At 35.5% G+C, this 23,332-nt stretch carries 19 protein-coding genes; 9 read left to right on the top strand and 10 right to left on the bottom strand.

Annotation, left to right across the window (positions count from 1 at the left end):
- Nucleotides 1–30: 30 nt before the first annotated feature.
- Entirely contained in the window at nucleotides 31–912 is an 882-nt protein-coding gene (locus EG344_RS04190) for a DUF808 family protein (RefSeq protein WP_123908452.1), read from the bottom strand.
- A 155-nt stretch (nucleotides 913–1,067) separates the two neighbouring features.
- Here EG344_RS04190 and EG344_RS04195 point away from each other — a divergent pair, with 155 nt between their 5' ends.
- Complete coding sequence (locus tag EG344_RS04195; RefSeq protein ID WP_123908453.1) at nucleotides 1,068–1,553, top strand: tetratricopeptide repeat protein; 486 nt, start codon at nucleotides 1,068–1,070, stop codon at nucleotides 1,551–1,553.
- A 119-nt stretch (nucleotides 1,554–1,672) separates the two neighbouring features.
- Nucleotides 1,673–2,548 (top strand): alpha/beta hydrolase, encoded by an 876-nt coding sequence (locus EG344_RS04200; protein ID WP_123908454.1) that lies wholly within the window; start codon nucleotides 1,673–1,675, stop codon nucleotides 2,546–2,548.
- Nucleotides 2,549–2,802: 254 nt separating this feature from the next.
- On the opposite strand, the gene EG344_RS04205 is transcribed toward EG344_RS04200, so the two are convergent.
- The 4 genes from EG344_RS04205 to EG344_RS04220 all read right to left on the bottom strand — a co-directional run bounded on the left by EG344_RS04205 (nucleotide 2,803) and on the right by EG344_RS04220 (nucleotide 7,456).
- A complete protein-coding gene (locus EG344_RS04205; RefSeq protein ID WP_123908455.1) occupies nucleotides 2,803–3,498 on the bottom strand; it encodes a DedA family protein in 696 nt (231 codons plus the stop codon).
- Between the two features lie 85 nt (nucleotides 3,499–3,583).
- Nucleotides 3,584–4,696, bottom strand: coding sequence for a peptide chain release factor 2 (gene prfB / locus EG344_RS04210; RefSeq protein WP_123911753.1), 1,113 nt, complete (start codon nucleotides 4,694–4,696; stop codon nucleotides 3,584–3,586).
- Nucleotides 4,697–4,882: 186 nt separating this feature from the next.
- The gene (locus tag EG344_RS04215) at nucleotides 4,883–5,998 is read right to left on the bottom strand and encodes an NAD(P)/FAD-dependent oxidoreductase (protein ID WP_164464385.1); all 1,116 of its coding nucleotides are present in this window, start codon (nucleotides 5,996–5,998) and stop codon (nucleotides 4,883–4,885) included.
- 108 nt (nucleotides 5,999–6,106) lie between these two features.
- Nucleotides 6,107–7,456: an AAA family ATPase gene (locus tag EG344_RS04220; RefSeq protein WP_123908457.1), complete on the bottom strand. Its 1,350-nt coding sequence runs from the start codon at nucleotides 7,454–7,456 to the stop codon at nucleotides 6,107–6,109.
- A gap of 195 nt (nucleotides 7,457–7,651) precedes the next feature.
- Between EG344_RS04220 and EG344_RS04225 the strand changes: the two genes are divergently transcribed.
- Nucleotides 7,652–8,314: a hypothetical protein gene (locus EG344_RS04225; protein WP_123908458.1), complete on the top strand. Its 663-nt coding sequence runs from the start codon at nucleotides 7,652–7,654 to the stop codon at nucleotides 8,312–8,314.
- Between the two features lie 33 nt (nucleotides 8,315–8,347).
- Here EG344_RS04225 and msrB read toward each other — a convergent pair whose 3' ends face one another.
- The 4 genes from msrB to EG344_RS04245 all read right to left on the bottom strand — a co-directional run bounded on the left by msrB (nucleotide 8,348) and on the right by EG344_RS04245 (nucleotide 10,821).
- Complete coding sequence (gene msrB, locus EG344_RS04230; protein ID WP_123908459.1) at nucleotides 8,348–9,448, bottom strand: peptide-methionine (R)-S-oxide reductase MsrB; 1,101 nt, start codon at nucleotides 9,446–9,448, stop codon at nucleotides 8,348–8,350.
- A 10-nt stretch (nucleotides 9,449–9,458) separates the two neighbouring features.
- Nucleotides 9,459–9,917, bottom strand: coding sequence for a DUF417 family protein (locus EG344_RS04235; protein WP_123908460.1), 459 nt, complete (start codon nucleotides 9,915–9,917; stop codon nucleotides 9,459–9,461).
- An 80-nt stretch (nucleotides 9,918–9,997) separates the two neighbouring features.
- Complete coding sequence (locus tag EG344_RS04240) at nucleotides 9,998–10,267, bottom strand: hypothetical protein (RefSeq protein ID WP_123908461.1); 270 nt, start codon at nucleotides 10,265–10,267, stop codon at nucleotides 9,998–10,000.
- Nucleotides 10,268–10,269: 2 nt separating this feature from the next.
- The gene (locus EG344_RS04245; RefSeq protein ID WP_123908462.1) at nucleotides 10,270–10,821 is read right to left on the bottom strand and encodes a sigma-70 family RNA polymerase sigma factor; all 552 of its coding nucleotides are present in this window, start codon (nucleotides 10,819–10,821) and stop codon (nucleotides 10,270–10,272) included.
- A gap of 608 nt (nucleotides 10,822–11,429) precedes the next feature.
- Here EG344_RS04245 and alaS point away from each other — a divergent pair.
- On the top strand, nucleotides 11,430–14,033 hold the full coding sequence (alaS, locus tag EG344_RS04250) for an alanine--tRNA ligase (protein WP_123908463.1): 2,604 nt from the start codon (nucleotides 11,430–11,432) through the stop codon (nucleotides 14,031–14,033).
- Between the two features lie 102 nt (nucleotides 14,034–14,135).
- Here alaS and EG344_RS04255 read toward each other — a convergent pair whose 3' ends face one another.
- Nucleotides 14,136–15,182 carry a serine hydrolase domain-containing protein gene (locus tag EG344_RS04255; RefSeq protein ID WP_228412855.1) on the bottom strand — a complete coding sequence of 349 codons (1,047 nt, stop codon included), beginning with the start codon at nucleotides 15,180–15,182 and terminating at the stop codon, nucleotides 14,136–14,138.
- A 334-nt stretch (nucleotides 15,183–15,516) separates the two neighbouring features.
- Between EG344_RS04255 and EG344_RS04260 the strand changes: the two genes are divergently transcribed.
- From EG344_RS04260 to EG344_RS04280, 5 genes are all read left to right on the top strand, one after another.
- A complete protein-coding gene (locus EG344_RS04260) occupies nucleotides 15,517–16,998 on the top strand; it encodes an alkaline phosphatase PhoX (RefSeq protein ID WP_123908464.1) in 1,482 nt (493 codons plus the stop codon).
- A gap of 64 nt (nucleotides 16,999–17,062) precedes the next feature.
- Nucleotides 17,063–18,877 carry a cytochrome-c peroxidase gene (locus tag EG344_RS04265; protein ID WP_123908465.1) on the top strand — a complete coding sequence of 605 codons (1,815 nt, stop codon included), beginning with the start codon at nucleotides 17,063–17,065 and terminating at the stop codon, nucleotides 18,875–18,877.
- A gap of 225 nt (nucleotides 18,878–19,102) precedes the next feature.
- On the top strand, nucleotides 19,103–21,499 hold the full coding sequence (locus tag EG344_RS04270) for a hypothetical protein (RefSeq protein ID WP_123908466.1): 2,397 nt from the start codon (nucleotides 19,103–19,105) through the stop codon (nucleotides 21,497–21,499).
- Nucleotides 21,500–21,523: 24 nt separating this feature from the next.
- The gene (locus tag EG344_RS04275) at nucleotides 21,524–21,760 is read left to right on the top strand and encodes a hypothetical protein (protein WP_123908467.1); all 237 of its coding nucleotides are present in this window, start codon (nucleotides 21,524–21,526) and stop codon (nucleotides 21,758–21,760) included.
- A gap of 6 nt (nucleotides 21,761–21,766) precedes the next feature.
- Complete coding sequence (locus tag EG344_RS04280; protein WP_123908468.1) at nucleotides 21,767–23,236, top strand: M28 family peptidase; 1,470 nt, start codon at nucleotides 21,767–21,769, stop codon at nucleotides 23,234–23,236.
- Nucleotides 23,237–23,332 lie beyond the last annotated feature (96 nt).

The following is a 23,332-nucleotide window of genomic DNA, read 5'->3' on the forward strand; positions in this document are numbered from 1 at the left end:
AGGATTTCTTTATTATCTAAAAGTATCTTTTTATTTTTTCGTAGCCAGTGAATAGATCGCTTTCCCTATTGTAAAAACAAGAACTGCAGCGAGTCCGCCTACGATTCCGAAAGTAAATTCTTTTAGCATAGCTGGCCACGTTGGTAATAATTCATGCAGGTAGTGAATGTTGTGAGCAAAAATACCTCCTGAGACTAAAATCAGGGCAATTGTTCCGACCACTCCTAAGATTTTAATGATTACCGGTAACGCTTTTACCAAAAAATGTCCAAGTTTGGAAAAGAATCCTTTATCGTGACTTTTTTTGATTAATTTAAAACCTGCATCATCCATTCTCACAATAAGAGCAACGATTCCGTAAACCCCTACCGTTGCAATGAATGAAACAAAAGTTACGGTAAGAATTTGCGTAAGAAGTGGATGCTCTTGTTGGATTACCGTTCCCAAAGCAATGATGACAATCTCAATAGAAAGGATAAAGTCTGTTCTGATTGCGGAATTAATTTTTGCCTTTTCAGAAGCTTCTGAGTTTTCTTCTTCTTTACTCTCCTTCACTACTTCATGACCTTTTTTAGAACGGTGAAATAGAAACTCAATAATTTTTTCTACTCCTTCAAAAGCAAGGTATAGACCTCCCAAAATAAGGATTATTTCAATGGCAGGTTTGTAAAGCCAGTTGAGCAGAAACGCTACGGGAAGAATAATCAATTTATTGATAAAGGAACCTTTAGTAATAGCCCACAATACAGGAAGTTCCCTGGAAGAAAGAAAGCCTGTGGCTTTTTCTGCATTTACAGCCAGGTCATCTCCCAAAATTCCTGCTGTTTTCTGTGTAGCTATCTTACTGGTAACAGCTACATCATCCATCAATGCTGCAATATCATCTAAAATTGCAAAAAAGCCTGATGCCATATTTTAATGTTTTTTTAATCTTTGTTAAGTTCAGCAAAAATAAATATTTAATTCGATTTTCTGATTCATAATATGACAATAATTTTAAGAATGATGAGAATCATAAAGCAGCACTTCCCTTTCAATATTTTATATCTTTGTTTAAATTCTATGCAATGAATGAAAACTGGGAATTTCAATTACAAGCTATATGGCAGAAGCTTGGAACAATAAATAACGAAGAATTTATTCAACAACTTAAAGATCATATACTCCTACTTGTAGATTCGCAAGCTATTGCAGATTTTGAAATGGCATGTGCTTTTGATTCAACCGGATATGAAAAGGAGGCAGAGCCCTTATATAGGAGAGCATTAGATCTGGGATTATCAGGTTTACGGAGAAGAAGAGCAAGGATTCAACTGGCAAGTACCCTAAGGAATAATGGAAAAATAGAAGAAAGCATTCATATTTTGAGAGAAGAAAAAGCAAACTATTCTGATGAGCTTAATGATGCTATCGACTCTTTCCTAGCTCTTTCCCTTTCTTCAGCAGGACAATATAAGGAGGCATTATCACTCACCTTAAAAGCAATTTCTCAACATTTACCCCGATATAACCGATCTTTGTATAATTACGCGAATGCTTTGCATAAAGAATGATACTAAAAAATATTCTTTAATAAAAAACACCGTACAACATCCTGAAAAACAAATAAAAACATCATAAAAATCATATCTTTTCGTTATTTCTGCTGTTTCTTTTTCTGTACATTTACTCTATGAAAAAGCTCATTCTCAGGTATCATTTTTTCGTTATGGGATGCATCAGTTTCCTTTTGCAATCCTGTAATACAAAATTCAGAGTTTGGGTTGGCCCTGATGGTCAGCAGAAAATCTACAACTTAAAATACGGAGAGCACAAAAGACAGAAAATGGATGTTTTTCTACCCAAAGATTACGCTGTAGATTCTCCGGTTATTCTTATTGTACATGGTGGAGCCTGGACATTGGGAAAAAAGGAGCACATGATCCAGATTCAGAAAATGCTTTTCCAGCATAAAATTCCAAGCATCAATATGAATTATCGCCTGGTTTCCCAAAGGAAAAAAATCACTTATAAACAACAGCTTGAAGATATTGGTTCGGTGATTGAGAAATTTAATTCTTTAGCTGAAAAAGCAGAGCTTCAACCCAACAATTATATTATTCTTGGTGAAAGTGCCGGTGGACACCTCGCCTTATTGTATGGCTACCAGCATCCGGACCAAATTAAAAAGATCATTTCTTTAAGCGGTCCTACAGATTTTTATAGCCCGGAGTATCTGAATTCTTTTTATTCAAAATATACTTCACCTACTCTTCAAAAAGTAGTGGGAACCAAGTTTGATCGTAAAAATTTCTCAGAAGCCTTTAAAGAAGCCAGTCCTATTGCTAATATTACCCATGTTCCTACCCTTTTATTTCAGGGAAATCATGATTTTTTGGTGAATCAACACCAGGGAATTGCGCTGGATTCGGCATTGACCCGTATGGATGTTCCTCATAAATTTATCTTTATGGAGAAAACTGGGCATGCTCCCAGATTTTTCAGCAAAAGAAAAAGAGACAGTATTATTTACCCGAATATTCTGGATTGGATACAAAAGAACCATTAAGATTGTTTAAAGGGTTTAGAATAATTAAAATAATTAAAAGGATAAGCCTTCTTAATTCATCTTTCTTAATGGTGTAATGCCTTCAATTTGTCATGCAAAGGTTTTATCATCTCCATGTATACTTTTAGGAAGCAAAGAATGGAGTTGATTCGATTTCTTCTTAGCTCACTCTAAACAATAGAGTATACTTTAATTCCCATAAAAAAGGCTATCCGTTTCGGGATAGCCTTACATTGTATGTAGATCTTTGAATATTATTCAAAGTCTTTATTTTCGTATTTAGAGAAATCTTCTTTCTTTCCAAACATAAATTTGATAATCACCGGAAGCGTTGTTACCAATACAATAACAATGATGATGTATTCCAGTTTTTCTTTCAGATTGATTCCAAACTGTTCCATGAAAAGTTTATCAAGATAATGTCCTGCGAAGATCAGGATAAATGACCACAAAACGGCCCCAATAATATTATCTCTTAAGAATTCTTTTTTGTCCATTTTTACGATTCCTGCTACAATCGGAGTAAAGGTTCTCACCACAGGTAAGAATCTTGCCATAATGATTGCCAGCGCTCCATGTTTTTCAAAGAAGTCATGAGCCTGATACAGATACTTCTTCTTGAAAAGCATAGAGTCCGGTCTTTTATATAAAGCAGGTCCTGCTTTTCTTCCGAAATAATATCCTACTTCATTTCCAATAATAGCAGCAAGAGCTACTCCGGAGGCAAGAATTGTTGTATCTAAGAAGTCACTTCCTGTAGAACCAAAAGTCTCTTTGATGATTTCAACGGCATAAATTCCTGAAACGAACAATAGTGAATCTCCAGGTAGAAAAAATCCTACAAAAAGACCTGTTTCAGCAAACACAATAAATAAAATAAGCCAAAACCCTCCCATTTTAATGTAAAACTCAGGGTTTAATAAATCCTTCCAGCTATTGAAATCTTCCATATATATTGATGAACAACAAAAATAAGTCTAAAATGTCTGAAACAAAAATTAATTATAAGATTTTAACTAAAATTTTATATGATATTTATAAGTCTAAGTCATCATCGGAAACCGCGGTACCATCGGCCATCAGAAATGCTTTAAGGAAAGGAGTAAGGTTTCCATTCATTACAGCATCCACATCTGATGTTTCATGACCTGAGCGTACATCTTTTACCAGTTTGTAAGGATGCATGACGTAGTTTCTGATCTGACTTCCCCACTCGATTTTCATTTTGTTAGCTTCAATCTCATTTCTGGCCTTCATACGTTCTTCCAATTCCATTTCATATAATCGGGAACGTAAGAGCTGCATCGCTTTTTCTTTATTCTGAAGCTGCGAACGGGATTCTGAGTTTTCAATGATAATTCCGGTTGGAGCGTGACGAAGACGTACAGCTGTTTCTACCTTGTTTACGTTCTGACCTCCGGCTCCGGAAGACCTCATCGTTTCAAAGGATATATCAGCAGGATTGATATTAATTTCGATCGTATCATCTACTAAAGGATAAACATATACAGAAACAAAGCTGGTATGACGTTTGGCATTTGAGTCAAAAGGTGAAATTCTTACCAATCTGTGTACTCCGTTTTCGCCTCTTAAATATCCAAAAGCAAACTCACCTTCAATTTCAAGGGTAACGGTTTTTACTCCGGCTACATCTCCTTCCTGGAAATTCAGTTCACGGATTTTATACCCTTGTTTTTCTGCCCACATGGTATACATTCTCATCAACATGGATGCCCAGTCACAACTTTCTGTTCCACCGGCACCAGCAGTGATCTGAAGAACTGCAGATAGCTCATCTCCTTCATTGGAAAGCATATTCTTGAACTCCAGATCTTCGATTTTTTCTACCAATTGAGGGAATGTTTCATCCAGTTCCTTTTCAGAGTCAGGATCTTCTTTGGCAAAATCTACCAATACCTGCATATCTTCAAACTGTGAATGAATCTCATCATAGCTTTCTACCCATTTTTTCTTGGAACGAAGCTGTTTCAGGAAAGCCTCCGCCGTTTTAGGATTATCCCAAAACTCAGGTGCTGCAGTTTTTTCATCATCATTGGCAATTTCTATCTTCTTCTTTTCAATCTGAAGGTATTTGTGTAATTCACCAATTCTGGATTGAACTTCTTTTATCTGGTCGTTGTTAATCACGATTTTTTCTTTTTGCAAAAATAAGGGTTTTCTTTCAGAGTGGAAAGCTAAGCATGCAATGTTCAGGGTTTAAAGTTTAAAGTTTGACGTTTAACGTTCAAGGGTTAGAGTTTAAGGGTATAAAGAGTATAAAATTGTAGATCTTAGCCTTCTTTTCTCTATCTCTTATTTGTCGTCTTCTGTCTATTATCTCTCCCCTATCATTTCTCCCACAATCTCTCCAATCTTCGGGGCTAATGCTACTCCCATTCCGGAAAGTCGTACAGCACAAAACTGTCTGTCTGAAACTTGCTTTACGATAGAAGTTTTCTCATTCCCCATCGCCATAATTCCTGACCATCGAAGTGCAATTTTGAAATCCTGATTAGGCAAAATAACTTCCTGTAAGAAGTTTTCTAAATGACACTGCAGGAACTCTGTGGTTTCAAGTGTTGTAGTTTCTTCGGTTTTAAAATCCTGATTTCTTCCGCCGCCTAACAAAACTCTGTTTCCTACATTCCTGAAATAATAAAACCCTTCATCATAATGAAAAGTACCTTTCAGCTTTAAGTTTTCTATAGGCTCAGTAAGTAAAATCTGTCCTCTGGCAGGAATTATATTCTCATTTTCCAAAAATGGTGAGCTGAATGCATTGGTACAGTGAATTAATTGATTAGCCTGAATGGAAAGTTCTTCCGAAAGACCAACATTCAATTGCTGGGATGTCTCATCAATATGTCTCACTTCAGTTCCAAACAAAAACTCAATTTTCAATTCATGACATCTTTCTAAAAGTTTCTGTACTAGCTTTCCAGAATGCAGACTTCCCTCACAGGGATTCTCAATCAAAAATTGAGATTTATGCAGTCCAAATTCTTTTATTTTATGCTGTTGTAAGGAATAGGTTTCTTGAAGTCCGGTTATAGATTTAAGCTTTTGATTAACTTGCTTGATATGCTGCAGGGATTCTTCATTATTCAAAATTTCATGTCCTCCATTCAACTCAAAATCTATTTCTTTATTTTTAAAATATCGTGTGATCTTCTGAAGTCCCTCAAACCGCATTTTAACGATATCTAATGTCTTGTCCCAACCCATTTTTTGGGAATCGGCAATAATTTCTGTCAGACTCCCAAAGCATGCAAAACCTGCATTCCGTGTTGAAGCACCTAATGGCACGGCATTTCTCTCAATAATCAATACAGATTTCTCAGGAGATTTCTCCTTAATGGAAATAGCCGTCCAAAGTCCGGAGAATCCTGCTCCAATAATGACAATATCTCTTTTACGATAAAAGGTTTCCTGTTCCCAAATGCTGATCATGAGTGATGAGTAATTGATGTGTTTATAATGAGACAAAAAAGATAATAGACAAAGAGATCCTAGCATCTTATAGCCTGTATCTTAGATCCCTGAACCCCAGAATCTCGCCTACTCTTCTTTCTCTCCGTTATGCTGAAACCCAATGGCACGTCTGGGTTCTTCAACCACTTTGTAAGTTTCTAATTCATTTTTCAGAGCTTGAATTCTAAACTGGAATTCGTCAAAGTTATTGATGATAGCATCTGCCAAAAACCGAGCTACCTGATCCAGATATTCTTCTGTAAGTTTTGCTGCAGCATCCCGTAAAGCTCCATTAATAAGTTTCTGGTCAATTTTTAGTTTTTCATTTCGGGTTCTTTGGTAAAGGTTTTTGATTCTTTTCTTTAAACTTTGGGTAAAATCAATAAGCATGGTATTACTAAAGGCTTTCATTCTTGATGAAACTTCATGCCAGAAAGGAACCTTATCTGCTTTATTATTTTTTAGGATTTTATACAGTAGAGAGTCTTCTTCAAGCCCTCTGGTCATCGCATATAAAATAATTTCTGAACGCTCGGAGGCATTAGGTGGAAATATTGGAATCATCACATCAAACCTTCCGGGTGCTAAAATTTCTTCATCAATTTCGGATACAGAATTAGCAGAACCCACCATTAGTACGCCTTCTTTTTCAAATTTTCCGATATAATGAAGAATCAGTTCCTGAGCTTCCAGGTTACAGGACGCAATATCATTATCTACCTTTCTTTCCATCATAATTTCATCAAAATCATCAAGGAAAAGCAGCATCTTATTTTCTTTCATCATGGTTAAAAGAAAATCACTAAAATTGATATGGTTTCCGTCAATCAGTGAAGTCCCCAGATAATGCTTTTTCACTTCTTTAAACTGATAGCCTATGATTTCAGCAATTTTATTGGCCCAGAAAATCTTACCGCTTCCGGGAGGGCCATACAGAATAATTCCTGCCGGTTTATTGATGCCCCAATCTTTGATCTGCTGCGGATTTAAAAATGGTTCAAGAACCGCTGATGTGTAGAAAAACAAATCTCTGTAGCCTATAAAATCTCTTTTCTGCAGACTGGTTTTGTGTCCGAAATAATCATACACAAACTGATAATTTCCACCCAGTTTATTATCGATGCCATAGCTTGAAATCGAAGATTTGAAAAAGCCATTGTCAAAAATATTAGGATTATTATCTTTTATCACTTTTTCAACTTTCTCCTTTGGTTGATTGATAACTTCAGCAATCTGTTCCAAGGTTTTATCTTTATCCAGGTCCTTTTCGTATAGCCTTAAAAAATCTACATTTTCACGGGCAAATTTCTCAAAATCTTCCTTAACTTCAAAGTTGGTACTGACGCAGTCTACTAATTCAAGATCAAAATCCTGTATAAACTGTTTTATCGCTTCTGCAGAGACATTGAGTTCTTCTGCGAGTTCAATTAACTTCATAATTCCCTATTAGTTCTATCAAATTTAATATTTTAATCTTGAAAGTCTATGAAAGTATCAGAATTTAATATCATTTTAATTTGTTTTTTATCAAAACAACTCTATTTTGTATTCAATTCCATTAAATAGTAAAGTGATCTGGTAATTTACTTTTTCATTCGGACATTATTTTCTAATTTTATTAAAACGAAAGGAATGAAAAAAACATATTACTTTCCGGGGCTTATCAGTGCTTTAGTTATTCCTATTTTGCTTTGGCATTTCGGAAACCGAAAAATTGAAGAAATAACTACTTCAGTGGTGGATATCAGCATTCCTCCTAAATTAGATAAAGACAAAAGCAACCCTAATGGTGGTCTTGAACCATTCAGAAGCTGGAATCTCAAAAAAATAGAGGTTCCGGCTGGTAAAGCAAAAGAAAACTCAGACTTATATGTTTCAGAAGTCAATGCCTTACAAAGAAAAAATGAGAAATACACCGGCATAGAGTTTATTTTAGGGAATGAAAATACCTATGGAGATTTTGTTTCTCTGCTTAATGATATGCATATTTCTAAACATGAAGAATATGCGGTGGATCTGGAAAAAACAGGAAATTTACTTGTTCCTATTACTATTGCTTATCCAAATCTACCAACAGGACCTTGTGAACTTTGTGATGATGTTATTTACAGAATAGATGACGGTTCCATTGTCAGCGATATTCCAAAGCCTAATTTTTTTGAAAAAACACAGGCATTTTTCTCTCACCTGACCAAAGAAGCTTATTTTTTGATAATGGGATTCCTTATCCTATCTTATCTTTCAATCTTAAGTTGTAAAGAAAGATATCAATCCTTTACATACCATTTAAAATAAAAGGCTGCCATGTGGCAGCCTCTTTCTTTCAATTTACTTTTTATCTAACAACGGAAGATATTTTCCGTATCCTTTTGTTTCCATTTCAGCTTTGGGAATAAATTTCAGAGAAGCACTGTTGATACAGTAACGAAGTCCTCCTTTATCCTCTGGCCCATCTGTAAAAAGATGTCCTAAGTGAGCGTCTCCGGTTTTACTTCTTACCTCTACCCTTGTCATTCCGTGAGTACGATCTAGCTTTTCATCAATCAGACCTTTGGTAATTGGTTTTGAGAAGCTTGGCCATCCGCAGCCTGATTCAAATTTATCGGTAGAAACAAACAAAGGCTCTCCTGTAGTAATGTCTACATAAATTCCCTCACGGGTTTCGTTCCAATATTCATTTTGAAAAGCTCTTTCGGTACCATTTTCCTGCGTTACGTTATATTGTTCTGCTGTCAGTTTTTGCTTTAAAGCTTTTTTATCCTGCTTTTGATACGTTGTTGCTTTTGGAAGTGGGTTGGCTTTTTTCGCCATTTCAAAAAGTCCCGGTTCAATATGGCAATATCCTCCAGGGTTTTTATCTAAATAATCCTGGTGATAGTCTTCCGCTTTATAGAAGTTTTTCAAAGCAATAGTTTCTACTACAACCGGTTTGCTATATCCCTTTGCCAATTTCTGAACTTCATTTTTTACAAGAGCCTCATCGGCTTTATCAGTATAATAAATTCCTGTTCTATATTGGTCTCCTCTATCATTTCCCTGCTGATTAAGGCTCGTAGGATCAATCGTTTTAAAATATAAATCAATTAACAGCTTCAAATCTACTTGCTCAGGATCATATTTCACTTTCACTGTTTCTGCGAATCCTGTTGTGTGGCTCACCACTTCTTCATAGGTTGGATTCTGAGTTTTTCCGTTGGCATATCCTACTTCTGTTCCTACAACCCCACGAATCTGCTGAAAGAAATGCTCTGTTCCCCAAAAACATCCACCTGCAAAATAAATTTCCCTGACATTTTTATTATCCATAATTTCCTGTTTTTCTTTTTTTATGTCTGTTTCATTAGGCTTATTCTTTTTAAAAAGCCCGCTTCCGGCAGCAAAGACTGCAATACCCAGAACAATTCCGAGTACAATTAATATATTTTTCATATTTAGCTTTTTATTCATTATTTATTTTTTTTTCTAATATCATGAATCCAAATCCTAAAAGCATTAGATCTTTTAAAATAAAAAAGTCTGTAACAGGAACTCCATCTACTATTTTCCACATTCCCGGAGTCGTAAATAAATAACTTAATGTCACCAGAAAAGTAACCACCATTCCTATTCCTGCATATCTTTTTAGTACAGCAAATTTCGCACTAAATATCAGTAATAAAGCAATGATAATTTCTATCACTCCGATAAGATTTGATACAGTTTGGACGCTCATTATCTTATATACGAAAAAGGTTAAGAAATGGTTTTCCACCAAAGGCTTTATAGCTGCTGCTTCAGTTGGAGTAAATTTGAAAACCCCGATCCAAAGCAATATAAGCGCTGCTCCGAAAAGAGAAATATAATATCCCAGGGAATACCTTGATGAATGTTTATCCGATTGATTTACTGTTCCGATCATTTTTTTAGATTTTGAATTAATACTTTTATTGTTTTCAAAAGTATAGTCGGAACTATTTCAAAATCCTGACAAAATTTTTCTTAGAAATCTAGTTTTTCAATCATTTTATTTTTAAAATCCTGAATTTCAGATTCATTAATTTCAGCATTTTTTTCTGTCAGTGTCTTTCTAAAAATCTTATCCAGTAACTTCAGCTTTTCATTATAGGCCTTACACCATTTACAGACAGCAATATGAAGGCTCAATCTCCTGTTTTCTTTGGGAGAGATTGTTTGGGCATTACGCTTTTCCATCAGCAAAGTGGCTTCACTGCATGGTAAAAATAATATATGTAGAATCTTTCTTATCATCTCTATACTTTTGAAAACCAGTTAAACTCCAGACATTCTCTAAGCTGCATCCGGGTTCTTTGAAGGATCTTCCAAAGATTAGTCGTGGAAACATTCAATTCCTGACTCACATCGGGTGCTTTTTTTTCTTCGAGATAATACATTTTTAGTAAAATTTTCCATCTGGCAGGCAATTCCTCGATGCATTCTTCAAGGGTTTTATTAAATTCCTGATTGTCTAACAATTCAGATTCGGTAGAAACATTCCAGTCATTCAACACATCATTATTTTTCCATGACCCTGACTCATCAAAAAAGTGATCCAGCCTTACATTAGGCTCAGATTTATATTTTTTCCGGTAAAAATCAGCAATTTTTCTCTGAAGAATAGCCATAAGCCAGGTGAGTGGCTGGCTCTTCCCTTCAAAAGAATCATAATTGGAAAAGGCAGCAATAAAAACATCCTGAACAACATCCTGAGCATCTTCTTTATTGGAAAGCATATATAAAGCTTTCTTCAAAAGCGGTCCGGAATATTGATCTATCCAGCTTTTCAGAATTTCGTTTTTCATCATTATAATAGGTTGTTCTTATCTTATTTCAGATCTTAACGAAGGTAATAAGTTAAATGGAAATGACAAAAATTTTCTTGGAGTGAATGCTTGTTGTTGGAAAACGTAAAGACGCAAGATTTCAGATCATGAGACTGTTTTTAAGGCACAAGGATTTTATCTCCGGTAAAATTATACACTGTTATATTGGCCACGAATGTACAAATAACCTTATTCTATGGGTTTATGTAAAGAAGATAATTCGTGCATTTATGGCAAAAATTAATGCTGGTCTTTGCATGTATCCGTAAAATAAAAAATGATATTCAATAGGTAGTTTTTACCTATTGTCATTTTGACGAAGGAAGAATCTCATTGATGAATTTAGATTCTTCGTTTCACTTCGTTACATTCGGAATGACAGAGCGAGATAATAAATTAATATAAAATTAGAGTTACCATAAAAATTTAAGAGTCTAATAAGAGCATATATTCCTAACCATAAGTAAATATTATATCCGGCATTTGATAAAACATCCTTGAAAATATCAAATATTGGATATTAAATCACCTAAAAATCTTAAATTTGCATCTTATCAAAATTTGATATTAAAAAAAGCAAAAGCAATACTATGACATCACAAGAGATACGTCAAAAATTTTTAGACTATTTTAAAAGTAAGGAGCACCTTATCGTTCCTTCAGCTCCTATTGTGCTGAAAGACGACCCTACCCTTATGTTTTCCAACTCAGGAATGACGCAGTTCAAGGATTTTTTCCTTGGCTACAAAACACCTACGGCCCCAAGAATTGCCGATACACAGAAGTGTTTAAGAGTTTCAGGAAAGCACAATGATTTGGATGATGTAGGTAGAGATACTTACCACCACACCATGTTTGAAATGTTGGGGAACTGGTCTTTCGGGGATTACTTCAAAAAGGAGGCTATTGCTTTTGCCTGGGAATTACTGACTGAAGTATACGGAATACCAAAAGAGAATTTATACGTAACGATTTTTGAAGGAGATGCATCTGAAAACCTTAACAGAGACCAGGATGCTTATGATTTCTGGAAATCTCATATTGCAGAGGATAGAATCATCAACGGAAATAAGAAGGATAACTTCTGGGAAATGGGCGCAAGCGGACCTTGTGGACCTTGTTCAGAAATTCATATTGATTTAAGGACTCCGGAAGAAAAAGCTAAAGTTTCTGGTTTGGAACTAGTGAACAACGATCATCCTCAAGTGGTGGAAGTTTGGAATCTCGTTTTCATGGAATTTAACAGAAAAGCAGATGGTTCTCTGGAAAAATTACCTGCTCAACATGTAGATACAGGAATGGGCTTTGAGCGTCTTTGTATGGCGCTTCAAGGGAAATCATCCAACTATGACACTGATGTTTTTACTCCATTAATTGCGAAGGTTGAAGAACTTTCAGGGAAAAAATATACAGGAATTTTAGAAGATGAAAAAGATATTGCCATTCGTGTAGTTGTCGATCACATCAGAGCTGTCTCTTTTGCGATTGCAGACGGACAATTGCCTTCAAACGGAGGAGCGGGCTATGTTATCAGAAGAATTTTGAGAAGAGGAATTTCTTATTCTTATCGATTCTTAGATATGAAAGAACCTTTCCTTTACAAATTGGTTGCTGTTCTTCAGGAACAAATGGGAGCTTTCTTCCCTGAGCTTGAAAAGCAAGGAACTTTGGTAACAGAAGTCATCAAAAGTGAAGAAGATTCATTCTTAAAAACTATTGAAAATGGTCTGATCAGAGTTGATAAATTGATTCAACAGACCATTGCTGATCATCTGAAAGTATTACCAAGCGAAGAGGTTTTTGAATTGTATGACACCTATGGTTTCCCTGATGACTTAACAAGAATTATTGCCGAGGAAAAAGGATTAACGATTGATGAAAAAGGATTTGAAGCTGAAATGAAGAAACAAAAGCTTCGTTCAAAAGCGGATTCTGCTCAGAAAGTTTATGACTGGGTAACATTGGAAGAAAAACCTGAAACATTTGTTGGATACGACCAGATTGAATCTGAAACCTATATTACAAGATACAGAAAGGTAGAAAATAAAGACGGAGAATTTTATCAGGTGGTATTAAGCAGCTCTCCTTTCTACCCTGAAGGTGGTGGACAGGTTGGAGACAAAGGTGTTCTTGAGAATGCCACTGAAAGCTTCGAAGTACTGGAGACTAAAAAAGAAAATGGATTAATCATTTCTTTGATTAACGGTCTTCCGAAAGATGCAGGAGCTCTTTTCTATGCTAAAGTAAATGCAACAGACAGAAAGAACTCTCAGGGTAACCACTCTGTAACTCACCTTTTGCATGAGGCATTAAGAGATGTTTTAGGAACTCACGTGGAGCAAAAAGGTTCTTACGTAGGTCCTGATTATCTGCGTTTCGACTTCTCTCACTTTAATAAAATGACTGAAGAAGAAATCGCCTTAATTGAAGAAAAAGTAAACCACAAAATCAAAGAAAGTATTGCATTACAGGAATTCAGAAGTATTCCAATTAAAGAAGCTTTAGAGAAAGGAGCAATGGCTTTATTTGGTGAAAAATATGGAGATAATGTTAGAATGATCCAATTCGGAAGTTCTAAGGAACTTTGCGGAGGGACTCACGTAAAAAATACCAGTGAAATCGGTCACTTCAAAATTACTTCTGAAGGTTCTGCAGCAGCGGGAATCAGAAGAATTGAAGCTATTTCAGGAGACAAATCAGAAGAATACTTCAAGGGTCTTGAAAAACAGATTATTGAACTTTCTCAATTGCTGAAGTCTAAAGATGTTGTAAGATCTATCGAAAAATTAATCGAGGAAAATGCATCATTAAAATCTGAAGTTGACGCTCTTAAAAAAGAAAAGGCAAAAGGAGAAATCGGTGATTGGAAAAATGCTTATGAGCAGAAAGGTAACAAACAGTTATTAGTAAAAAAGACTTCTTTAGATGCTGGATCTGTTAAAGATATTGTATTCCAATTGAAGAAAGAGATTCCAACTTCAGTAACGATCATTCTTTCTGATGCGGATGGCAAACCAATGATTACCGTAGGAGTTTCTGATGATCTGGCAGCAGATTATCAGGCAGGAGCTATTGTGAAAGATCTTGCTAAAGAAATCCAAGGTGGTGGTGGTGGAAATCCTGGTTTTGCTACGGCAGGTGGTAAAAACCTTGATGGATTGGAAAACGCTTATCAGAAAGCTTTGAATATTTAATTAATTCTTACCCTTTGCGGTTTTAAGGATTTCATTATCCTAATTTAATATAAACAATAATCCCTTTCAAAAATTGAAAGGGATTATTTGTATTTGCTAAATTTAGTTTACCTGTAAGTCATCATACAAATTATCAACTACTTTTTCTAGAATTTCTCCCGTTTCATTAAAGCTGGTATTGGTCAATATGGATATTCCTATATTTTGTTTAGGATAAATCACAAACCAATTCTGCATTCCGTATATGCCTCCATGATGTCTATAGATTAATTTATTCCCATTTTCTATGATGTACCAATGATAACCCTCCCAAAAATCAGAACCTTCTTTATATAATTTTTTATGAGATTCATTGACAATAAGATTGGATTGGTCAAGTTGTAATTTCATATATTTCACTAAATCCGGAGCCGTAGAGTGCAATCCTGAAATTCCACCCCATAAAGTTCTTTTGAAGTTAGGCATTAATTCGTTTTTATCGTTATAGCCTTTTACCAATCTTGTCTTATCATTTTCATTGAGTGTAAACTTGGTTTGGTTCATTTTATTGGGTTTCAAAACAAATTCAGTGACCAATTCCTCAAAAGGTTTTTGATACACTTTTTCAAGTATATACGCTGTCACCTCAGGAGCTGTGTTTGAATAATAATATACTTCTCCAGGTTTCGTTTCAATTTTGATAAGCTTTAATCCTTCAAAAAAGGCCTCTTTATTTTCGCTTTTTATTGGAAAATTAGGAAATCCACTTGTATGCGTGATAAGATGCTTAATTCTTATAGGTTCCCCTTTGAATTCTAAATTGGGATAAGGTTCGTTAAGATAGATTCTAATATCATCATCCATATTTATTTTTTTATCAAGCACAGCTTTAGCGGCTATATAACCTGTAAAGGTTTTAGTTACAGAAGCTAACTCATAAAGTGTAGAATCGTCGGGTTTATTTCCTTTTCCAATCGTTAATTCTCCAAAATGCTTTATGGTGGATTCGCCATTTTTAAGCACTGCAACGGAAACAGAATGAAATCTTTTGTCCTCTAATAGCTGAAGAGCATTTTTTGTTATTGCATTTTCAACATTCTGTTTACTGACTTGCTGGACACTTTTACACCCGACTAGGGATAAAAATAAAATAGGGATAAAATATTTCATGGTTAGAATTTAGTTTTCTGATTAAGCGGTTAAAGAGTACATAATATTTGATTTTCGGCAATGCGTTAATCCAAATTATAAATTTGTTAAAAATAAATAATTATCCATTAAGAAAGTAATTTTATTCACTTAGGGTAAAGGGCCTTGCAAAAAAGGTGATAGTGGAAATCCTGATTTTGCTACAACAGGCAGTAAATTATTTATAACCGTTCTAATTATTGAACTTCGCTTAACAAATCCTGACCTAATCTTAAACTATTTGTTTTCTCGCCGTAAAGTCTAATTAACACTAGGTCTTTAGTTTTGTCATAATCGAAATTCAAAAAAAGTAATTATGAAAATTAACAAAACTATTGGAGCTTTGTTCTTTGCCGCTCTTATTTTCCAGAGCTGCAGTGAAGACAATAACGGAAGTGACAATAATTCTTCTGCTAACGACAAAATCAAGATTGAAAACTTCTCTAAAGAGTCCGCTTTTGTGTATGGGATGACTGGTTTTGAGAACTTAAATATTACCACGCTTATTTCCAGTTCTGATGTTCTTCCAGGTTCTCCTGATTTCGTTTTTGGAGGACAGCCGGACGGAATGGGAATTATGAAAGATCCTAAATCCGACGGTTATCTGATGATTACCAACCACGAGATCAAACAATCTGTATCAAGAGTATATCTGGATAAAACGTTCAGACCTGTAAAAGGAGAATATATTTTAAATGGGACCGGAGGAATGACAAGATTATGCTCTGCTACCTTGGCAACTCCTGAAATTCATGGCTTCAGTGCATTTCTTACTGCCGGAGAATCTGGTGAAGAAAGTATGGTCCATGCGCTGGATCCATTAGCACCAGCCTCCCAAGCATCGGATAAAACCAGAGTAAAACCTGCTTTAGGAAAAGCTTCTATGGAAAATGCAGTTCCTCTTCCTAAAGATGTTTCTAATGGAAAATCTTATATCTTAATTGGGGAAGATCAGTCTTATTCTTCTTCTCACCAGTCTGCAGGACAGCTTATCATGTATGTAGCAGACACTCAGGGAGACCTGAACAATGGTAAATTATATGCGCTGAAGAGAACAAATAACAACTATACTGAAACGGATATGACGAAAGGAAGCTCTTACGATGTAGAGTTTGTTGAGATTCCTAACGCCAAAAACCTTACCGGAGCTCAAATCAATCAGAAAAACATTGATAATAATGCTATCCGTTTTTCAAGGGTTGAAGATGTAGATTATAGAAAAGGGGCAGGAAAAGGAAGAGAGATCTACTTTACTGCAACTGGAGAATCTTCTGACGGTGTAAATCCAAAGCCGGGATTAACGATGTGGGGAAGAGTTTACAAACTTGTTCTTAACTCCGGAAATATGCTGACAGGAAAATTAGAAGTAGTTGCGGAAGGAGATTCTAACCCGGGTAATAACCTGATTAATCCTGATAATTTATGTGTAACTGAAAACTATGTTTACATTCAGGAAGATGGAGACTCCTATTACAAAGCAGCGAACCATGATTCTTATATCTGGCAATTGAATATCGCTACAAAGCAATATAAGCCATGGCTGAATATGAAACATAACAGAGGGAATTCTGCATGGAATACAGCATACAACCAATCCGGAGATCTTCAGAAATTCGGTTCATGGGAATATGGAGCAATGGTTGATATTTCTGATATCATCGGCGTTCCTAATACATTTGCTGTGAATATTCACTCTCACACATGGCAGCTGGATAAATTTAAAAATCCTGACGGTTCCGGAGTTAACACCAATAAAGAAGGTGGGCAAATCGTAATTATCAGAAACGTAGAAAAATAGTTTTAATTACTCTCTATTAATCAAAGTATCAACAGAAAATCACTGTTGATACTTTTTCATACTTATGAAGAAACTTTCAAAATATCCGATACTTCTTCTTTTATATTCTGCAACAGCTCTTTTTGTCCTTTCCTATTGTAAAAGTGAAAAACAGCAGCCAATATATGAAGACCTGGGTTCTGTAAAAAGCAGGATCATTACCACCAACACTGATTTTGAAAAACAGATCAATGAACTGAAAGCCCTTGTTTCTAAAGACTCTGATGAAAAGCTTCTTCAGGAGAAGTTTGAGAGTATCAGAAAGACTTATAAAAAAATGGAATGGGCTATAGAGTACTTCCTTCCCCACTCTGCCAGATTCATCAACGGACCGGCACTTCCTGAAATAGAAATGGATGAACATACAGAAATAGAACCTGAAGGACTGCAGGTTTTAGAGGAAATGTTTTATCCTTACCAGAAAGAGAATAAAGATGAGGTGAACCGAATGCTCAACAAACTCATCAATAAAAGCAATACCATAAAAACTAATTTCCAGGTCATAACCATTAGTAAAGATCAGGTTTTTGATGCTTTGAGGCAGGAAGCTTTCAGAATTTCCAGCCTGGGAATTTCAGGTTTTGACACCCCCATTTCTGGAGTGTTTTTAAAAGAAATCCCTTCTTCATTGGAAGGCATTAAAGAAACATTGGAACAAATATCTACCGACAGATCAAAAAATAAAGCCCTGAAAAGTATTATCACGGAGATTAATGCAGCTACAGAAATCCTGAAAAAAAATACGGATAAAAATACATTCGATTATGTCAACTTCATCCCGGATCATCTCAATAAGATCACTACGCTGTTGCTTGATTTTAAAAATCAGGAAAAAATCCCGGATGTGGAGGTAACGACAGCATTAAACAAAAATGCAGCTACATTTTTCTCTAAAAATGCCTTCAACCCTAATGCTTTCACTCCTGGAAAAGAATATGCTTTTTCTGAAGAAAAGGCAGCTCTTGGACAGCAGCTTTTTAAAGATAACATGCTATCAAATAACAACAACCGTAGCTGTGCAACATGCCATATTCCTGAAAAAGCTTTTACTGATGGTCTTGCGAAATCAATGTCGCTCGAAAATTCAGAACTTGCCAGGAATGCTCCTTCCCTCAACTATGCAGGGTTTCAGCATGGTCAGTTTTGGGATATGAGGAAGGATGACCTGGAGGGGCAAAGCTCAGATGTTATCTCTAATAAAGAAGAAATGCATGGAGATTTAACGATCATTCTTGCTAAAATTAACCAAGATAAAAACTATCAGGCGGCATTTAAAAAGATTTATCATTCACAAAAGGCTGAGGTGTGGCAGCTTCAGAATGTATTGGCAAGTTATATACGTTCTTTAGCAAAATTCAATTCTAATTTTGATGAATATATGCGGGGAAATAAATCGGCAATGACCGAAAGTCAAAAGCGTGGCTTTAATTTATTTGTCGGGAAAGCCCAATGCGCGATATGTCATTTTATTCCCTTATTTAATGGTACCGTTCCCCCAACTTTCAAAAAAACAGAGCAGGAAGTATTGGGAATAGCTATCAATGGAGAAAATAAAACATTTGATAATGATCTGGGAAGAGGAAAGTTTCATGAAACAGTAGCTGCCTTACAGCATTCCTTTAAAACGCCTACTCTCAGAAACATTCATAAAACAGCTCCTTATATGCACAACGGAGGCTATACAACACTGAAAGAGGTCATGAATTTTTACAATAAGGGTGGTGGAAAAGGTTTCGGATTTAAGGTAGAAAACCAAACACTTTCTGATACCCCACTGCAGCTGACTGATCCTGAAATAGATGATATTATTGAATTTATGAAGGCTTTAGATGACCAATAAATAATCCGGTATTTAAACAACGGTAAAAAACTCTTGAACAGACAGAATTCAGGAGTTTTTTTATTGGAATTTCTAAGAAAATATAGAAACACCATCTAAAGGCAGAATTTGAAACGAGTGTTTTAGGAAAATATTCATCCTTATATTAGATGAAATCAATGTTATACTCTGTTAAAAACTTTTCTAGCACAATAAATATTATTAATTTTGACATAGTTTTTTTACATGAAAAAGGGTTTACAATTATTTTTTTTCCTGATATGTTTTTTGGGGTATTCACAGCTTAAAATTAAGGTTGTTGATGCTGCCAGTCAAAAGCCCGTTTCCAAAGCAAAGATTTTCTGTGGCAGTACCGTTCTTGGCTATACCGACACACAGGGAATTCTGGAATTTAAAGCGGAATGCAAAAACATAGAAGTTGAAGCAGAATCATACCAAAAGGAAACGTCCACTGTAGAAAGTAGTATGGAAGTTTTTCTGACCAAAAAAACTTCAAAAACTACCAATATTGAAACGGTAGTCATTGAAGATAAAAGTGATCCGAGAGCTTTAGAAATCCTTAAAAAGGTGAATAAACTCTTCAATGAAAATTCTCCTAAAAGCTTAGGTTCTTACGCTTATAAATCTTACGAAAAAATTTCTCTTGATATTGATCAGGACAGTCTGACTCAGTTCAATCAATATTTTAATGACCTAAACTTCTTCAAGAAAAAAAGAGAAAAGGATTCATTGAATAACATCAGTGCAAGAAAAATTTTTGCAAACAGTAAACTCTTCCTTTGGGAAAGAGCTCAGGAGTTTTTATACTCTAAAAAATATGGTGAAAAAATCAATATCCTTGATAACAGAATTTCAGGCCTGAAGCAGCCGGTCTATGAAATGATCGCTCTTCAGCAAAGTAACAGAGATATTGTTCCGGAACAGGTAAAACCGGAAAACAGAGGTCTTTACAGATACTTCCTTTCCGATACCATAGAACTTGACGGAAGAAAAAACTTTGTAATCCGCTTTCGTGAGGTTAATTATAAAAATCCTGATAAAAAAAGAAAATACACCGGAGCCATCTATATTGATACTGAGACGTATGGAATCAAGAAGATTGAGAACTTCAGTAAAAGTAAAAACGACGGAATCATTACCAGCACCTGGATTTTTTATAACAACAAATGGTTCCTTGCCCATGAAACCACCAAGCTTAAAATGGGTAAAATGGCAATGGATGACAAGGAGCATACCGATAAAAAGGATAAAAAAAGTTTTGGCACCTATGCCTTTCTTACCTCAAAATATTTTGATTTCAAGTCTCCTATTGAAGAAAAAGCCCAGGATTTTAAGGGATATACCTTTTCTGTAAAAAGTATTGACGGGCATTCTCTTGACCAATACAGAGCCGAACCCCTCACTGAAAGGGAACAGAATACTTATAAAACCATTGACAGTCTTGGTAAAAAGTATAAAATTGACAGTAAAGCCCAGATCATTTCCGGATTGCTTAACGGACAGATCAGAGTGGGTGTTGTAGATTTTGCCGTGGATGAAATTGCCAATTATAACTCCTACGAAGGATTCAGACTGGGATTGAAGGCAAAGATCAATGAAAACTTCAATCCTTATTTCTCTCCTGATTATTATTTTGCTTACGGAGTAAAAGATAGAAGATGGAAATACGGAATGGGAATAGATATCAAAACAACATTGGAAAAAAATTCATTTTTCAGATTTGATTTTTATGATGATGTAACGGCTTCAGGGGAATTTTACAGAAGACTATGGAATTTCAAGATGAGGATGATGAATTTTGGAAATAACCTTAACAATGATAAATATTTCCACTTCAAAGGTGCTTCTATATCTTACCTGAATGATGTAACAAACGGTCTTACCCTTGCACTTGCCGTAAGAAGAAATATTGAGGAAGCTCAGTTTGATTATCAGTTCATGGATGCCGGATCTTCATTCAAGAATTTCAATACCTTATTTACTTTAAAGTATTCACCGAATTCTACCAATATTATGACCCCTCAGGGAAAATCTCTGATTGATCAGAAATATCCGGAATTGTATTTCAATTATGAACAAAGTTATAAAATGGCAGGTGGAAGTTTCAATTATTCCCGTTTTGATGCCCTTTTTGTTCATAATTTTAAAACAGCAATCGGAACAACAGGTTTCAGGTTGTATGGTGGAGTGGTTTTAGGAGAAGCTCCTATCTGGAAGAACTTTACGATGAACGGGCTAGCCTCTCCCGGCAAAGATTTTAATTTTAACCTTACTTCATTCCTCGGATTTGCTACTTTGGAAGGCGGAAAATATTACAACGATAAATTTGTTGCTTATTATTTCACACACAAACTGCCTTTGTACTTTAAAAGCTTCGGACACAATGTTTCCAGCTTTGATTTTGTACTTCGTGGAACGATTGGAGACATGAAGCATCCGGAATACCACCAGTTCAGGTTTAAAAAATTGGATCACCTGTATCAGGAAGTCGGATTGGAATGGAATAACTTCCTTTCCAGCTATTTCAATCTGGGGTTATTCTACAGAGTGGGTTATTATGCTACTCCACAATTTAAACAGAATTTTGCGATACAGTTTAAATTAAAATTCCTTGAGTTTTAATCAAAAAATTATACATACAAGAACATGCAAAGAATAGAAATAAAAGCGGAAGACTTTTTTGAATTATTAAAATTAAAAGATACTTCCATGTGGGCTATTTTCTCACAGATGATTGATGGGAATGAAAAAGAAATTATATTTTTAGATAAAGAGGATAAGATCCTTTTCAACTATATTTTACCAGCTGATGCAGAAAAACTGGAAGAAGATAGAAAAGAGTTCTCCAAACAGTTTGCTGATAAACTTGGTAGCCTAAATTAAAAGCCAATGAATAAGAATTATATTTTTTCTTTACTGGGTCTCCTTGTATTCAGTATCGGAAATGCTCAGAGCTATAAAAAGCCTTTAGTTTCAGCCATCAAAGAAGCTGATCTCAGGAAAGATATGTATGAACTGGCTGCGGATCAGTTCTGGGGCCGTGAAGCAGGAACACTGGATGAGTTAAAAGTATCGATGTGGTTAGCAGATAAAGCCAAGGAGGCTGGAATGAAGCCAGCGGGTGATCATGGAACTTTTTTCCAGTTTTTTGATATGTACAGACATCAGACTACTCCACAAAGCAGTTTAAAAATCGGAGATACTCCATTGAAATTATGGAAGGATTTTCTTGTTGCGGAACCTGTCAACGCTTCTATAGATGCTGAAGTTGTATATGCAGGAAATACAGAGCCGGAAGATCTTTCTAAACTCAACCTTAAAGGAAAAGTTCTTGCAGTAAATGCTTCTGACAAAAACATTGATAAAGAAATGACTCTTTTTGTAAGAAGATATCCAGGATTTGTGAGAACAAAATACTACAACAAAGCGACTGAACTGGGAGCAAAAGCAATCATTTTCATCACAGATGATATTTCTGAAAAAAGCTGGGTAGAAGTTCTTCCTCAAATGACCAGAGGAACCTATGGTGTAGAAGGACTTAGAGAAAAAATAACGAACAATATTCCTGTTCTTTGGATCAAAAAAGAGAATGCTGCCTGGGTAAAAAACAACCCTAAAGTTGCTCTTAACCTGATGACTGAAACGTACAAATATCCTTCAGTAAACATCATTGGGGAAATTGAAGGAACAGATCCTGTTCTTAAAAAAGAATATGTTTTATTAAGCGGACATCAGGATCATGACGGGATCAGACATCCTGTAAAAAATGACACCATTTACAACGGTGCTGATGATAATGCCAGTACCTGCGTCGCGATGTTAGCTATGGCAAGAGCTTACAAAAAGCAACCAGGAAAAAGAAGTATCCTGTTTGTCTTCCATGGGGCTGAAGAAAGAGGTTTACTAGGTTCAAGATGGCATGCTTCTCACCCCGTAGTTCCGAAGGAGAGTATTGTAGCTGTGTTAAATGGTGATATGATCGGAAGAAATGATAATAATGAAGCGGCTTTATTAGGAGGAAATGCTCCCCATAAAAACTCTGAGGAACTTGTAAAAATGGCTGAAGATGCCAATAACGAGAGTACCAAGTTTAAATATTTAAAAGATTGGGATTCCCCTAATCATGCTGAATATTTTTATTTCAGAAGTGACCATCTTCCGTATGCTAAAGTGGGTATTCCCGCCATATTCTTCACCAGTGTACTGCATGATCAGTACCACACTCCACAGGATGAATCTGAAAACATCAATTACAAGAAATTATATAAAATGACAGAATGGATGTACAGAACTTCCTGGAAAGTTGCCAATGAGACTGAACGTCCGAAAATAATTTCAAATTTTACGCTTGAACGATAAAATGACCAAATCCGGCTCACTTCAGTGAGCCGGATTTTTTTTGTTTTAATTCCACGGGTACACCAATAAAATTATTAGGGCATTCGTGGTTAATAA

This window comes from Chryseobacterium sp. G0162, assembly GCF_003815715.1.
GTDB lineage: Bacteria > Bacteroidota > Bacteroidia > Flavobacteriales > Weeksellaceae > Chryseobacterium.

Excerpts from the sequence above, each read along its gene's own strand:
- EG344_RS04275 (WP_123908467.1), top strand. The coding sequence starts at position 21,524 with ATGCAAAGAATAGAAATAAAAGCGGAAGACTTTTTTGAATTATTAAAA.
- EG344_RS04240 (WP_123908461.1), bottom strand. The coding sequence starts at position 10,267 with ATGATAAGAAAGATTCTACATATATTATTTTTACCATGCAGTGAAGCC.
- alaS (WP_123908463.1), top strand. The coding sequence starts at position 11,430 with ATGACATCACAAGAGATACGTCAAAAATTTTTAGACTATTTTAAAAGT.
- EG344_RS04260 (WP_123908464.1), top strand. The coding sequence starts at position 15,517 with ATGAAAATTAACAAAACTATTGGAGCTTTGTTCTTTGCCGCTCTTATT.
- EG344_RS04280 (WP_123908468.1), top strand. The coding sequence starts at position 21,767 with ATGAATAAGAATTATATTTTTTCTTTACTGGGTCTCCTTGTATTCAGT.
- EG344_RS04255 (WP_228412855.1), bottom strand. The coding sequence starts at position 15,182 with ATGAAATATTTTATCCCTATTTTATTTTTATCCCTAGTCGGGTGTAAA.
- EG344_RS04225 (WP_123908458.1), top strand. The coding sequence starts at position 7,652 with ATGAAAAAAACATATTACTTTCCGGGGCTTATCAGTGCTTTAGTTATT.
- EG344_RS04215 (WP_164464385.1), bottom strand. The coding sequence starts at position 5,998 with ATGATCAGCATTTGGGAACAGGAAACCTTTTATCGTAAAAGAGATATT.
- EG344_RS04235 (WP_123908460.1), bottom strand. The coding sequence starts at position 9,917 with ATGATCGGAACAGTAAATCAATCGGATAAACATTCATCAAGGTATTCC.
- EG344_RS04220 (WP_123908457.1), bottom strand. The coding sequence starts at position 7,456 with ATGAAGTTAATTGAACTCGCAGAAGAACTCAATGTCTCTGCAGAAGCG.
- EG344_RS04205 (WP_123908455.1), bottom strand. The coding sequence starts at position 3,498 with ATGGAAGATTTCAATAGCTGGAAGGATTTATTAAACCCTGAGTTTTAC.
- EG344_RS04190 (WP_123908452.1), bottom strand. The coding sequence starts at position 912 with ATGGCATCAGGCTTTTTTGCAATTTTAGATGATATTGCAGCATTGATG.
- EG344_RS04270 (WP_123908466.1), top strand. The coding sequence starts at position 19,103 with ATGAAAAAGGGTTTACAATTATTTTTTTTCCTGATATGTTTTTTGGGG.
- EG344_RS04265 (WP_123908465.1), top strand. The coding sequence starts at position 17,063 with ATGAAGAAACTTTCAAAATATCCGATACTTCTTCTTTTATATTCTGCA.
- EG344_RS04200 (WP_123908454.1), top strand. The coding sequence starts at position 1,673 with ATGAAAAAGCTCATTCTCAGGTATCATTTTTTCGTTATGGGATGCATC.
- msrB (WP_123908459.1), bottom strand. The coding sequence starts at position 9,448 with ATGAAAAATATATTAATTGTACTCGGAATTGTTCTGGGTATTGCAGTC.
- EG344_RS04245 (WP_123908462.1), bottom strand. The coding sequence starts at position 10,821 with ATGATGAAAAACGAAATTCTGAAAAGCTGGATAGATCAATATTCCGGA.
- EG344_RS04195 (WP_123908453.1), top strand. The coding sequence starts at position 1,068 with ATGAATGAAAACTGGGAATTTCAATTACAAGCTATATGGCAGAAGCTT.